Origin of the sequence: Brevibacterium antiquum CNRZ 918, assembly GCF_900169145.1 — a bacterium.
Lineage (GTDB): Bacteria > Actinomycetota > Actinomycetes > Actinomycetales > Brevibacteriaceae > Brevibacterium > Brevibacterium koreense.
On sequence record NZ_FXZD01000005.1, the window covers coordinates 253080 to 265668 of the forward strand.

The following is a 12589-nucleotide window of genomic DNA, read 5'->3' on the forward strand; positions in this document are numbered from 1 at the left end:
CACCACAGAACGAACCCCGAGCCGAAAGTTCGGCTCGGGGTTCGAATCAGTTGGAATGCTGGGAAAGGCGGCTCAGACCTCGAAGAGGCTGGTGACCGATCCGTCCTCGAAGACCTCGTGCACGGCGCGGGCGATCAGCGGAGCGATCGAGAGCACGGTGAGCTTGTCGAACATCTTGTCCTCGGTCAGCGGCAGCGTGTTCGTCACGATGACCTCCTGCGCAACGGAGTTCGACAGACGCTCGACGGCCGGGCCGGAGAACACCGCGTGCGTCGAGACCACAATGACTCCGGTGGCTCCGGCGGCCATGCAGGCGTCGGCGGCCTGGACGATCGTGCCGCCCGTGTCGATCATGTCATCGACGAGGACACAGGTGCGGCCCTCGACCTCACCGACGACGCGGTTGGCCTTGGTTTCATTCGGGCGCGTGATGTCACGAGTCTTATGGATGAAGGCCAGCGGCACTCCGCCCAGGGAGTTCGACCAGTTCTCCGCGACCTTGATGCGGCCGGCGTCGGGTGAGACCACGGCCAGATCGGTCGGATACTTGTCCTTGACGTAGCCGGCGAGGATCGGCATCGCGATGAGGTGATCGACCGGTCCGTCGAAGTAGCCCTGGATCTGCGCGGTGTGCAGGTCCACGGCGATGATGCGGTCGGCACCGGCTGTCTTGTAGAGATCGGCCACGAGGCGAGCCGAAATGGGCTCCCGTCCACGGTGCTTCTTGTCCTGCCGGGCGTAGGGGAAGAACGGTGCGATGACCGTGATCCTCTTGGCCGATGCGCGCTTGAGCGCGTCGACCATGATGAGCTGCTCCATCAGCCATTCGTTGATGGGTGCACAGTGCGACTGGAGGACGAAGACGTCACAGCCGCGGACCGATTCGGAGAACCGGACGTAGATCTCTCCATTGGCAAAGTTGTAAATGTCAGTGGGGAGGAGTTCGGTCCCCAGGTTCTCTGCGACTTGCTCAGCAAGCTCATTGTTCGCGCGCCCGCTGACCAGGACGAGCTTCTTTTCGCTCGCCGTCGTAATTTCATTCACTTGCCGGTTCCCCTTCAGATGCGGCCTCGGCTGCCTGCGCTGCAGGTGTGCCGGGGCGGTTGCTGACGACCCAGCCCTCCAGGTTACGCTGTGGCGCCACGGTCATGGCAAGCGCTCCCGCAGGGACATCTTTGCGCACCGTTGTGCTCGCACCGGAGTAGGCGCCGTCGCCTACCGTGACAGGGGCAACGTACATGTTGTCCGCGCCCATGCGTGCGTGCTTTCCGACGACGGTGCGGTGCTTGTTGACACCGTCGTAGTTGACGAAGACCGATGCGGCACCGATGTTGGAGCCCTCGCCGATCTCGGCATCGCCGACGTAGGACAGGTGCGGCACCTTCGCCCCGCGTCCGATGTCGGCATTCTTCGTCTCCACGAAGGTGCCGATCTTTCCATCCTCGCCGAGGTTGGTCCCAGGCCGCAGGTAGGCGAACGGTCCGACCTTGGCATGGGGCCCGACAACGGCGAGTTCCGAATGTGTGCGTATGATCTGTGCGCCAGCACCCACCTCGGTGTCCTTGAGGGTTGAGTCGGGACCGACGACGGCGCCGGTGCCGATGTCGGTGGCACCGAGGAGCTGAACCCCGGGGAGGATCGTGACGTCCTCACCCAGGGACACGTCCATGTCGATCCAGGTGGTGTCAGGGTCAATGATGCTCACGCCTGCGCGCATCCACTGTTCGCAGACGCGGCGGTTGAGCTCCTTGCCGAGGTTGGCCAGCTGCACACGGTCGTTGGCACCCTCGACCTGCCACAGGTCCTGGGTGGCGGTGGCGGCGACGGACTGACCGGCGTCGCGAGAGAATCCGATCACGTCGGTGAGGTATTTCTCACCCTGAGCATTGTCAGTGGTCAGTGAGTCCAGACCCTCTTTCAGCGCCGAGGCGTCAAAGGCGTAGATGCCGGAGTTGATCTCCCTGATGCTGCGCTGATCATCGCTGGCGTCCTTCTGCTCGACGATGCGCAGCAGGGCTCCGGAAGCGTCACGGACGATGCGCCCGTACCCGGAGGGATCGTCCACCTCGGCGGACAGGACGGTGACGGCGTTGTGTGAGGATTCGTGGACCTCGACGAGGCTGTTGATCGTGTCAGCAGTCAGCAAGGGCACATCGCCGTAGGTCACGACCACGGTGCCGGACAGGTCCTCGGGCAGTTGGGTCAGCGCGCATTCCGTGGCGCGGCCGGTGCCGGGAACCTCGTCCTGATCGGCGATGAGCACCGTCTGCGTGGAATTGATCGGAAGAGATTCGAGATGAGAGACGAGCTGGTCGCGTTCGTGTCTGACGACGACGACGAGGTGCTCGGGAGCGGCGCCGGCGGCTGCCGCGATCGAGTGGTGGAGCAGGGAACGGCCACCGATCGGGTGCAGGACCTTCGGCAGGGTCGACTTCATACGGGTGCCCTGGCCTGCGGCCAGAACGATGACGGCGATGGGTCTGGTCTGCGACATCTGTTGAATCCTTCGCAAGTCGGATTGGGCCAGCTCCGCCCATAGGATTCGAACCTATACCACACGGCTCCAAAGGCCGGCGTGCTGCCATTACACCAGGGCGGAACAGCGTGCACCAGTTGAGGGCCCGCGCTCACGAGACACCATCATGCCACTACGATGAACCGTATGGAAATTCTTCGCGAGATTTTGCTTGCCCTCCACCTCATCGGAATGGCCATCATCGTGGGCGGATATCTCACTCTCATCCGCTCTCCCAAAGTTGCTCCCGGCATGCTGCACGGCGCCTACCTTCAGCTGATCACAGGGCTTCTCCTGCTCACGATCGCCGAGATGGGTGACGGCGACGTCAACCACATGAAGATCGGGATCAAACTCCTCATTGCGGTTCTCGTCACCGTCTTCGCATTCATCGGCAACAAGAAGCAGAAAGCCTTCGCTGCCGGCTCGGTTGCGAATGTCGCACCTGCTGGAGGCGGCACCGATGGAGCCGTCGCAACAGCGGTGAAGAACCCCTCGGCGACGATGGCGCACCTGGTCTTCGCCGGAGCGATCATCAATGTGCTGGTGGCCGTTTTCGTCCACTGAAGTTCTCGTCCCAACTTTCCCGCAGTCCTTTGGCCGCCTTCCGGTCGCTGGGCAACCTCCAGCTGGGTTTGCACAGCGCCCGGCAGGTGGCTGAGTCAGCTCTGCCGTTTTCCCAGCCCTTTTCTCTGCGTCAGTCCCGGACGGTATCGTTGATCGGGACATGACTGCTGCAGCTGAAAACATCGAAGAAGCCACTCCGGGAGCCGACTCACGTGCGGCCGAACTCCTCACCGGGCTCAACCCGCGACAACGCGAGGCCGTTGCCCATACGGGTTCACCACTCCTCATCGTGGCGGGTGCCGGTTCGGGTAAGACAACCGTTCTGACCAGACGCATCGCCTACGCTCTGGCCACCGGTCGAGCGCATCCCGGTGAGGTCCTGGCGATCACGTTCACGAACAAGGCGGCCAAGGAGATGGCTGAGCGTGTGCGCTCCATCGTCGGTCCGGCTTCGCGAGCGATGTGGGTCTCGACATTCCACTCCTCATGTGTGCGGATCCTCCGCCGTGAGGCGAAAGTGCTGGGCATGAAGACCAACTTCACGATCTACGATGCCCAGGACGCTCAGCGGCTCGTGTCCCAGATCCTCAAGGAACTCGGAATCGACACGAAGAAGTACACGCCGCGGTCGATGCTGCACCGGATCTCCAATCTCAAGAACGACCTGCAGACACCCGACGACTTCATGCCCCGGCCGAACAACCCCGCGGATGAGGTCCTCGCCGACGTGTTCAAGCGCTACACCTCTCGCCTGCGTCTGGCCAACGCCTTCGACTTCGATGACCTTATCGCTGAGACTGTTCATCTCTTCGGCGCCTTCCCCGAGGTGGCCGACTTCTACCGCCGACGGTTCCGGCACATCCTCGTCGATGAGTACCAGGACACGAACCCAGCCCAATACGCCCTCATCAAGACTCTGGCTGGCGACGGCGCCGGTGGTGCCACCGGCGCTGAGCTGACAGTCGTCGGTGACGCTGACCAGTCGATCTATGCCTTCCGCGGGGCGACCGTGCGCAACATCGTGGAGTTTGAGAAGGACTTCCCCGATGCGGAGACGATTCTGTTGGAGCAGAACTATCGCTCCACACAGAACATCCTCGATGCCGCGAATGCTGTGATCGCGAACAATCAGGACCGCAAGGACAAGAAACTGTGGACGTCGGAAGGCACAGGCGAATCCATCGTCGGCTGGGTAGCGGAGAACGAGCAGTCGGAGGCCCGTTTCATCGTCGACCGGGTCGATGAACTCATCGACAACGAGAAGTACACCTATGGTGACTTCGCCGTCTTCTACCGCACCAATGCTCAGTCCCGCGCCATAGAGGATGCCCTGGTCCGCTCGGGCATCCCCTACAAGGTCGTCGGGGGCACACGATTCTACGAGCGCAAGGAGATCAAGGACGCACTCGCGTATCTGCGCGTGGTCGCCAATCCAGACGACGATGTGAATCTGCGCCGCATCCTCAACGTCCCCAAGCGGGCCATCGGTGACCGCACCGAGGGCATCGTCGCAGACTTCGCCGATCGTGAGGGCATCAGCTTCTACACGGCGCTGGGACGTCTTGATGAGATCGTCCATCTGTCCGCCCGGGCGAAGACCTCCGTGTCGAAGTTCTACGATCTCATGCGTGATCTGGCAGCCACTGCCGAGGCGGCTCCGCTTTCGCGGGTCATCGAGGCGATTCTCGAGCAGAGCGGCTACCTTGAGTCACTGCAGAAGAGCACAGACCCGCAGGACGAGTCACGTGTCGACAACCTCGCCGAGCTCGTGGCCGTGGCCGAAGACTTCGTCGCCACTCAGGCCCTGGCCGGCACCGGCGATGAAGACGATGCCGATGCCGAAACTGCTGTGAGCAAGGACGCCGAGAGTGATGCCGCGGCTGCTGGCGAAGGTGATGCAGGTGCGCAGATTCCCGAGTCATCTGCGGCAGGCAACTCGTCGATCGAGGCCTTCCTCGAGCAGGTGGCGTTGGCCTCCGACACGGACCAGATCCCCGATGCAGAACTTGGGCAGGTCACGCTCATGACCCTGCACACAGCGAAGGGTCTGGAGTTCCCGGTCGTCTTCCTCACCGGCCTCGAGGACGGAGGCTTCCCCCATGCCCGTTCCTTTGAGAACCCCAATGAACTCTCAGAAGAGCGTCGGCTGGCCTATGTGGGTCTGACCCGGGCCCGGCAGCGTCTGATCGTCACTCGTGCGGAGACCCGCAGTATGTGGGGACAGCCGCAGTACAACCCGCCGAGCCGGTTCCTCGCCGAGATTCCCGAGAACCTGATCGAATGGGAGAACACCGGCACCTTCTCATCGAGCCTCGGCGGCTTCTCTTCCGGCGGCTATGCCGGGGGCAGCCAGGGCTACAGTGGCTCGCGCGGCGGCGGGTTCGGTTCCGCCCGGGAATCGGGCAGTTCGTCTCGCTCGCGCTCAGGTTCGGCAAACTCTTCGTCTCCTGTGGCCGGTTTCCCGAATCGGATCCGGCCCAACAGAGAGGTCATCACCGTGTCGGTGGGCGAGAAGGTCTCACACGAGTCCTTCGGGCTCGGAACAGTGACAGAGGTCAACGGTGTCGGCGACAAGACAGTGGCCGTCGTCGACTTCGGCTCCCTGGGCACGAAGCGCCTGCTGCTGCGCTACGCCCCTATCGAAAAGCTCGGCTGAGAACCACCACCAGGAGAATCTCTCCCGCTCCCTCATCCAGCTGCCGCCCCACCGGTTCACCGCCCACCAACATGCAGAGATGCAGGAATGCAGACATAAAAGAAGCGCCGAGGTGAAATGCATTCACCTCGGCGCCTTCCCATGCCGGACGCGGCTATGGGTTAAAGATCATTCGTTGCCAAGCTTGTCGTCGGCGCCGTCGCGACCCTTGTCGATCTGGTCTTCGAACTTGCCGCCGGTCTTGTCATTGGCGAAGTCAGTAGCCTTATCCAGACCCTGATCGCTGAACTCTTCACCCTTTTCGCTACTCATGGCGTCCTTGGCTTTGTTTGTAAGATCGTCGAGTCCCATACTGTCTCCCTTCAATGGAAAAGGTTCTTGCGAACCTCCTTACATCTCTCACCCTGTCATTTATTCTGCTCTGGTGTAACCGAACCTTCCCATTTCTCAGGAAATGCACAAAGTGACTGCAGTTCGGCTGTCGGTAGCTTCAGCGCGTCTCCGGAACAACGAACGCCAAAGCCACGAGAACCAGAGCGAAAAACAGGCCCGTCGCCACGTCGACGCTCTTCGACCGATTGGCCCAGACCTCAGCCCAAGGATCGGGCATCGCGCGCATCATCGCCAACCCGGCCGGTACGACGGCCAAAACGATCGCGCCGAGACGGAAGTCGATGATGGTGCATGCGGCCGCAATCAAGATGCCCAGCAGACAGGCCAAGAGAGCCCAGTCGCGGAGCACGGGGTTCGAGTAGCGCCGTTTCCAATAGATCCAGCGCTTGGCGATCGGGCCCCGCCCACGCCTGGCATGGCGTGGGTGGGGCTTCGTCTTCTCAGTGGAAGAAATGGCGGCTCCCGGTCAGGTACATGGTGATCCCTGCCTTCTCGGCCGCTTCGACGACCTCATCATCACGGATGGAGCCACCTGGCTGCACAACCGCGCTGATGCCGGCATCGATGAGGATTTGAAGTCCGTCTGCGAAGGGGAAGAAGGCATCCGAGGCGGCCACGGCACCGGTTGCCCTCTCCTCACCGGCACGCTCGACGGCCAACTTCGCTGAGTCGACCCGGTTGACCTGACCCATGCCCACACCCACGGACGCACCGTCCTTGGCCACGAGAATTGCGTTGGACTTCACTGCACGGCAGGCCTTCCACGCGAATTCCAGATCGGCCAGAACCTGGGAGGAAGCGGGTGTGCCCGCGGCCAGGGTCCAGTTCTTCGGCGTATCGCCGTCGGCCTGGAACGCATCGCGGTCTTGCACGAGGAACCCGCCGGTGATCGGCTTGATCTCCGAGGGTGCGAAGTCGACGTCACCGAGTTCGAGCAGGCGCAGGTTCTTCTTGCCTGACAGCAGCTCCAGTGCTTCGGCAGAGAACGAGGGTGCGGCCAGACACTCGGTGAAGATCGGCTTGATCGAGGCAGCCAGCTCGGCGTCGACCTCACGGTTGGTCGCGATGACCCCACCGTAGGCGGACAGGGAGTCGCATGCATGTGCTGCCTTGTGTGCGGCGGCCGCAGTGTCTGCCACGGCGATCCCGCAGGGGTTGGCGTGCTTGATGATTGCCACAGCCGCGCGGTCGAAGTCGAAGGCCGCACGAATCGCGGCATCGGTGTCCGTGTAGTTGTTGTACGACATCGCCTTGCCGCCCAGCAGTTTCGCACCGGCGATTCCACGGGTTCCGTCGGAATACACTGCCGCTGCCTGGTGGGGGTTCTCGCCGTAGCGCAGGTCGGTCAGCTTCTCCCCCGTGACTCCTGCGAAGGCAGGCTTGCCAGCCGCCGAGGCTGAATCGCCGGCTCCTGCTTTCTCTGCACCGGAAGCGACTTCGGCCGCGAACCAGGAGGCCACGGCCGTGTCATAGGCTGCGGTGTGGGCGAAGGCCCGGGCCGCGAAGCCTCGCCGGGCGTCGAGATCGAAGCCCTGTCCTTGCGCCGCTTCGATGACGGCGGTGTAATCGCTGGGGTCGGTGATGACAGAGACGGTCGGGTGGTTCTTCGCCGCTGCCCGGACCATGGAGGGACCACCGATGTCGATCTGCTCCACACAGTCGTCGAAGTCGGCTCCGCTGGCCACGGTTTCGGCGAATGGGTAGAGGTTGACGATGACAAGGTCGAAGGGTTCGATCTCGAGCTCTTCGAGCTGCCTCATGTGATCCGGCTTGCGCGAATCGGCGAGGATGCCGGCGTGGACCCGCGGATGCAGGGTCTTCACTCGGCCTTCGAGACATTCGGGGAACCCTGTCAGGTCTTCGACTTTCGTGACTGCAGCGCCCGCCTCGGCGATCTTCGCTGCTGTGGAACCGGTGGACACGATCTGCACACCAGCGGCTTGCAGTCCGCGGGCCAGATCCTCCAATCCCGATTTGTCGTAGACGCTGACGAGCGCTCTCTTGATCGCGCGGGTTCCTGTCACAAGTCCTCCTTGAAGGCTCGGTTGCCGTTTCGTGCGGTTGGTGAGTGGGTCAGGCCGTGGACGCCGAGGTGACATATCCGCTGACATGCCGTCCATCGATGACGAGGTCGTGATGAGCGAGGTGGGCCAGGAGGTGGACGAGCTCCGACCTCTCCTGGGTCTTGATGCGTTCGTGCACCGTGTCTTCTGTGTCCTCGTCTCTGACGGGAACCGCAAATTGAGTGATGATCGGGCCCGTGTCAACCCCAGAGTCAACCAGGTGGATGGTGCCGCCGGTGATGCGCACACCGTGGGCAAGCGCATCGCGGACACCGTGTGCGCCGGGGAACGCCGGCAGCAGAGCCGGGTGGGTGTTGATGATGCGGTTGTGAAAGGCCGCGATGAATGCGGGGCCGAGGATCCGCATGAATCCGGCCGAGATCACCCAATCTGGTGACAGATCTGCGACGGCGTCGCGCAGGTGGAGATTCCAATCCTCACGGCTCGCACAGTCCCTGGGTCGCACGACGAAGGTGGGGATCGAGTGGGCTTTCGCCCGGTCGAGAACACCCGCCGCCTGCGAGTCGGATCCGACCCCGACGATCTCGACCCCGCGATGCGATTCGGCGAATGCGTCGATGACTGCCTGCGTGAGGGTACCGGAGCCGGATGCCAGAAGAACGATGCGCACAGACCCATTCTAACGTTTGAATCACCTGCTGTCGGTCGCGGGCTGGAAGACTGGGGACTCTTGACTTGCGTCAAGGCATTTGTCAGTGGACTGTGACAAACTAATGCTGTGACGTCACCAAACAATACTGAAGAGAAAAGCGCGCCCACTCCCGAAGAGGAGAAGCAGGCCGCGCCCGCTCGACATGGCCTGGTCCTGATCCTGCTGATCCTCGCCTCGGTCCTGACGTTCACGTACCCGCTGCCGTTCAAGGTCGCGGCAATCGCATTCGCCATCGCCGCCGTCGTGTGGTCGATCCGCTACATCATCGCCGTGGTCAGGACGAAGCAGAAGCGCAACATGTCTTTGGGCATTTTGGGCGGACTGCTCAGCATCTACCTCATCTTCTCGACGCTGTCCTCCGTTGTCCTCTGGCCAGTCCAGTCGAAGTATGAGGAGTGCGTGCGCGATGCCATCACTCAGCAGGCCCAGCTCTCCTGCACGTCGGAATATCAGACCGGCCTTGGCGATTGGTTCAAGCAGCTGACCGGCCAGGACCTGCCTGGCACGAACTGAGACATCCCCGGTCCACAGCACCGGTCATTGCCGCTCAGTCCTTGTAACTTCGCCGTCGTTCTCCCTCGCGACCTGGCCCAGCCGTCGTCGTCATCATCCGATCACTCATCGTCCGAATAGTCGGCGCTTCGTTCATCTCCAATGCGACCCAAGAGTTCGTCGTCTTCGTCGGAACCCTCCTGGTCTTCGGAGGCCTGGGGTCCGGCCTGCATATCGGAGAGTCTGGTCAGGAGCAGCCCCCCAGCCATTCCCACCGCCAGCCACGCGGTGACAACCAGCGCAGATGTCAGTGCCGAGGGCCCGAATGCCGAAAGACCCAACGGCCCCATGGCCCCTCTCGCGAAGATCGCAAGGACCTGGAGCACGACGAAGAGTTTGACTGCTGCAGTGGCCAGCCCGAGCCACGAAGCCATCATCACCACGCGGGCATGGCCCCGCCCGACGATGACGCTGAGCACTCCGACCAGCACGAGCAGCACCGGCGCCGCATTCGTCCACGCCGGGTAGTCACCGACGAGCAACTGCAGCACCGGAACATGTGGAACTGGTCCCGCCGCAGTCTGGAACACCGAGCTCAACGCCCCGTCTCCCGCACTCACACCGGTGCCTGCGATCCAGGACAGGGAGGCGAACAGGATTCCCGGAGCGAAGAGAATCTGAATCATCAGCAGGCCCACGCCGGCAGACAGGGGTGAGCTGTAGCCCTGCAGTGATTGGGCCAGTTCGTCCCACCTCAGCACGATGCCGGTGGCGAGGACGAGGACCGAGAGGAACGCCGCTGCCCAGAGGAGCCTCTTGACCAGGGATGCGCCGGCATCCCAAACCTCGCTGTCGAGATTCTGCAGTCGCGGGATGTCGTCGACTCCGCGTACCCAAAGGAACCCGGCCGCCGAGGCGGACAGCAGCATGAGTGCAAGTCGGAGGAAGCCCAATGGTGTCAGCGTCGCCTCCCCTACCAAGAGGGTCAATACGATCAGTGGGACGGCATAGGCAATGACGTAGGTCGCCACCGCGACGAGGACCGGCTTCCACCAGGAAGCTTCCATACTGTCGGTGTCATCGAGGCCTGCTTCTGTGAAGCCGGCGACCAGCCGTTTGGCGCCTGCGGCGAAGAAGAACCACACGCCCAGTGTGATCAGGCTCGGAGCCAGCGAGAACTCGAAGCCCATCGTCGACACACTCAGGCCGTGGACGACGCCCCACAGGGCGAATGCCCACTCCGGGATAATCGAATACGGCAGCTGTGAACCGAGTCCGATGATCCAGAAGACGGTGGCGATGACGAAGGCCGCGGGGACGGCGATGAGGTCGATTCGCAGTGCCTCCAGCAGTCCCAGCAGGACTGGATGGCGGTGGGTTCGAGGGTGCGGAGAAGTGTGCATCTCTTCCATTTTCGCTGATTCGGCACCTGCTTCCTGGTATTGACCACGCGATTCTCTTTCGTGGGAAGTACAATTGCGCCAGGACACGCTTGAAGACACGAAGGATGCATCCAACGATGAGCAACGGGAACGACGAACCGAATTTCCCGCCGCCTCCTAAGAACCCTCCCGAGAACAACAGAACGGGATCCGGTGCGGAGACGTCGGCGGACAACACTACTGATGATTCGGTGGATACCAGCAGCTCCGGTCCGCAGGCGCCAGCCGGTGGACCCGAACAGGCTCCGTCCTACCGCGACGATCAGGCCCCTCCGTTCACGGCGAACGATCAGACCAAGAGCAATCAGCCATCCCAGCCGAACCAGCCCGGGCAGTACCAGCCGCCGCGCCCCGAAGTGCAGCAGGCCAGCTCGAATCAGGCCCCGAATTACAACGGCGGTCAGCAGAACGGCGGTCAGCAGCGACCCGGTCACCACCAGGGTGGCCAGTACCAGGGTGGCGCACCCGAGCCGGGCGGTCCGTACCAGCCGGGCTCAGCACAGGATTCGTCCTATCAGCCGGCGCCCGGTCAGCCCAGTCAGTACCAGACAGGTCATCCTGGCCAGTACCAGACCGGTCAGCCCGGCCAGTACCAGCCCGGTTCGGGTCCTGTTGCCCCTCGGACGGGTTCGGGTCCGGGCCAGTCCCAAGCGATCCCACAGCCGGCGCCGGCTCCCGGGTTCGCCGGCCCTGCGGCCACCGCGACCCGCGCCGATGCCCGCCCCAAGAAGAAGAAGAGCAGGATGCCTCTCTTCATTGCTCTGGGTTCGGTGGCCCTCGTCATCATTCTCGTCCTTGTCGGGTTCCTCGTCGTCAACACGGTCAATAAGAACAACTACGGCCCCGATAAAGTTGCCGAAGACTATGTGTCATCGTTGAGCAAGGGCGACTTCGCCGCTGCTGAGAAGATCGCGCCCTCGCCTCGTCCGGAGGGAACGAATCTGGACCTCCTGTCCAAGGAGTTCACCGACGCGTCCTCGGCGAAGGTCGAGAATGCAAAGGTCGAGTCCTCGAAAGTCGACGGTGACAAGGGCACAGTCATCGTCTCCTACGATCTCGACGGCTCCAAGTACAACGTCGAGCTGAAGGCGAAGAACGATGGCAAGCAGGATCTGTTCTTCGACAAATGGTCACTGACCGGACCTGCGCTCAACGTCATCGCGCTCGACATCCCTGCATCTGATGGCCTCAGCGTCAACGGCAAGGATTACACGGCTCAGGCTGGCACCACGTCCTTCGCTGTGTATCCGGGCAACTATGACTTTACGATCCCCCAGAGCAAATGGGTCGGTGAAGCCAAGGACACGGCAGCGGTGAACTTCCCACAGGCCTTCGCCCCAGGTGAAAAACCGACCAACGATGAGGTCTCTCCGATCACGCTCAATCTTGATCTCGCCCCGACGAGCGCCTTCCAGAAGGAAGTTCAGAAACAGGTCGAGAAGGAGCTCAAGAAGTGCTTCGACAACAAGGACATCAAGCCGAAGTGCAAATTCATCAAGTACGATCCGACAAAGAGCCCGGTCGCCGGTACCGACAAGAAGCTGGCCGATCTGGCCAAGAAGAACTCCGCCAAGTGGGACATGAAGGACATGCCCAAGGTGGAAGCGAGCTTCGGTTCGGGTGACACGACCACCGGTTCGTTCTTCACCAAGAAGCCGGGCAAGTTCGACTTCACTGTGAAGGGCAAGAATCAAGGTCCGTACTATAACAACGATGTTCCACTGTCGGTGTCCGGAAGCGTGAAGATCGACGGAGACAAGCTCTCGGTCGAGTTCTTCGACTTCTGAT

Annotated in this window: 11 protein-coding genes and 1 tRNA gene; 4 read left to right on the forward strand and 8 right to left on the reverse strand. The window is 62.3% G+C overall.

Annotated elements, in window-relative coordinates:
- Nucleotides 1-72 precede the first annotated feature (72 nt).
- From BANT918_RS09385 to BANT918_RS09395, 3 genes are all read right to left on the reverse strand, one after another.
- A complete protein-coding gene (locus tag BANT918_RS09385) occupies nt 73-1044 on the reverse strand; it encodes a ribose-phosphate diphosphokinase (protein WP_101619985.1) in 972 nt (323 codons plus the stop codon).
- On the reverse strand, nt 1037-2494 hold the full coding sequence (gene glmU, locus BANT918_RS09390; protein ID WP_101619986.1) for a bifunctional UDP-N-acetylglucosamine diphosphorylase/glucosamine-1-phosphate N-acetyltransferase GlmU: 1458 nt from the start codon (nt 2492-2494) through the stop codon (nt 1037-1039). The genes BANT918_RS09385 and glmU overlap by 8 nt, the downstream gene beginning before the upstream one ends.
- 33 nt (nt 2495-2527) lie before the next feature.
- Nucleotides 2528-2599, reverse strand: a tRNA-Gln gene (locus BANT918_RS09395).
- A 63-nt stretch (nt 2600-2662) separates the two neighbouring features.
- On the opposite strand from BANT918_RS09395, the gene BANT918_RS09400 reads away from it, so the two are divergent.
- Together BANT918_RS09400 and BANT918_RS09405 are read left to right on the forward strand one after the other, a co-directional pair.
- A complete protein-coding gene (locus BANT918_RS09400; protein ID WP_101619987.1) occupies nt 2663-3082 on the forward strand; it encodes a hypothetical protein in 420 nt (139 codons plus the stop codon).
- A 160-nt stretch (nt 3083-3242) separates the two neighbouring features.
- Complete coding sequence (locus tag BANT918_RS09405) at nt 3243-5738, forward strand: UvrD-helicase domain-containing protein (RefSeq protein WP_101619988.1); 2496 nt, start codon at nt 3243-3245, stop codon at nt 5736-5738.
- 168 nt (nt 5739-5906) lie between these two features.
- Here BANT918_RS09405 and BANT918_RS09410 read toward each other — a convergent pair whose 3' ends face one another.
- The 4 genes from BANT918_RS09410 to purN form a co-directional block, all read right to left on the reverse strand.
- Nucleotides 5907-6089, reverse strand: a complete 183-nt coding sequence (locus tag BANT918_RS09410) for an antitoxin (RefSeq protein ID WP_101619989.1) — start codon at nt 6087-6089, stop codon at nt 5907-5909.
- Between the two features lie 139 nt (nt 6090-6228).
- Nucleotides 6229-6480: a DUF3017 domain-containing protein gene (locus BANT918_RS09415; protein ID WP_233430426.1), complete on the reverse strand. Its 252-nt coding sequence runs from the start codon at nt 6478-6480 to the stop codon at nt 6229-6231.
- A 91-nt stretch (nt 6481-6571) separates the two neighbouring features.
- Nucleotides 6572-8155, reverse strand: a complete 1584-nt coding sequence (gene purH, locus BANT918_RS09420; RefSeq protein ID WP_101619991.1) for a bifunctional phosphoribosylaminoimidazolecarboxamide formyltransferase/IMP cyclohydrolase — start codon at nt 8153-8155, stop codon at nt 6572-6574.
- 49 nt (nt 8156-8204) lie between these two features.
- Nucleotides 8205-8825 (reverse strand): phosphoribosylglycinamide formyltransferase, encoded by a 621-nt coding sequence (gene purN / locus BANT918_RS09425; RefSeq protein ID WP_101619992.1) that lies wholly within the window; start codon nt 8823-8825, stop codon nt 8205-8207.
- Between the two features lie 108 nt (nt 8826-8933).
- On the opposite strand from purN, the gene BANT918_RS09430 reads away from it, so the two are divergent.
- Entirely contained in the window at nt 8934-9380 is a 447-nt protein-coding gene (locus BANT918_RS09430) for a hypothetical protein (RefSeq protein WP_096177513.1), read from the forward strand.
- A 101-nt stretch (nt 9381-9481) separates the two neighbouring features.
- Here the strand turns inward: BANT918_RS09430 and BANT918_RS09435 are convergent, their stop codons facing one another.
- The gene (locus BANT918_RS09435; protein ID WP_101620024.1) at nt 9482-10762 is read right to left on the reverse strand and encodes a DUF6350 family protein; all 1281 of its coding nucleotides are present in this window, start codon (nt 10760-10762) and stop codon (nt 9482-9484) included.
- A gap of 116 nt (nt 10763-10878) precedes the next feature.
- On the opposite strand from BANT918_RS09435, the gene BANT918_RS09440 reads away from it, so the two are divergent.
- Complete coding sequence (locus tag BANT918_RS09440; RefSeq protein WP_101619993.1) at nt 10879-12588, forward strand: hypothetical protein; 1710 nt, start codon at nt 10879-10881, stop codon at nt 12586-12588.
- The last annotated feature ends 1 nt before the right edge of the window (nt 12589 follow it).

Excerpts from the sequence above, each read along its gene's own strand:
- BANT918_RS09410 (WP_101619989.1), bottom strand. The coding sequence starts at position 6,089 with ATGGGACTCGACGATCTTACAAACAAAGCCAAGGACGCCATGAGTAGC.
- BANT918_RS09405 (WP_101619988.1), top strand. The coding sequence starts at position 3,243 with ATGACTGCTGCAGCTGAAAACATCGAAGAAGCCACTCCGGGAGCCGAC.
- BANT918_RS09400 (WP_101619987.1), top strand. The coding sequence starts at position 2,663 with ATGGAAATTCTTCGCGAGATTTTGCTTGCCCTCCACCTCATCGGAATG.
- BANT918_RS09435 (WP_101620024.1), bottom strand. The coding sequence starts at position 10,762 with ATGCACACTTCTCCGCACCCTCGAACCCACCGCCATCCAGTCCTGCTG.
- glmU (WP_101619986.1), bottom strand. The coding sequence starts at position 2,494 with ATGTCGCAGACCAGACCCATCGCCGTCATCGTTCTGGCCGCAGGCCAG.
- BANT918_RS09440 (WP_101619993.1), top strand. The coding sequence starts at position 10,879 with ATGAGCAACGGGAACGACGAACCGAATTTCCCGCCGCCTCCTAAGAAC.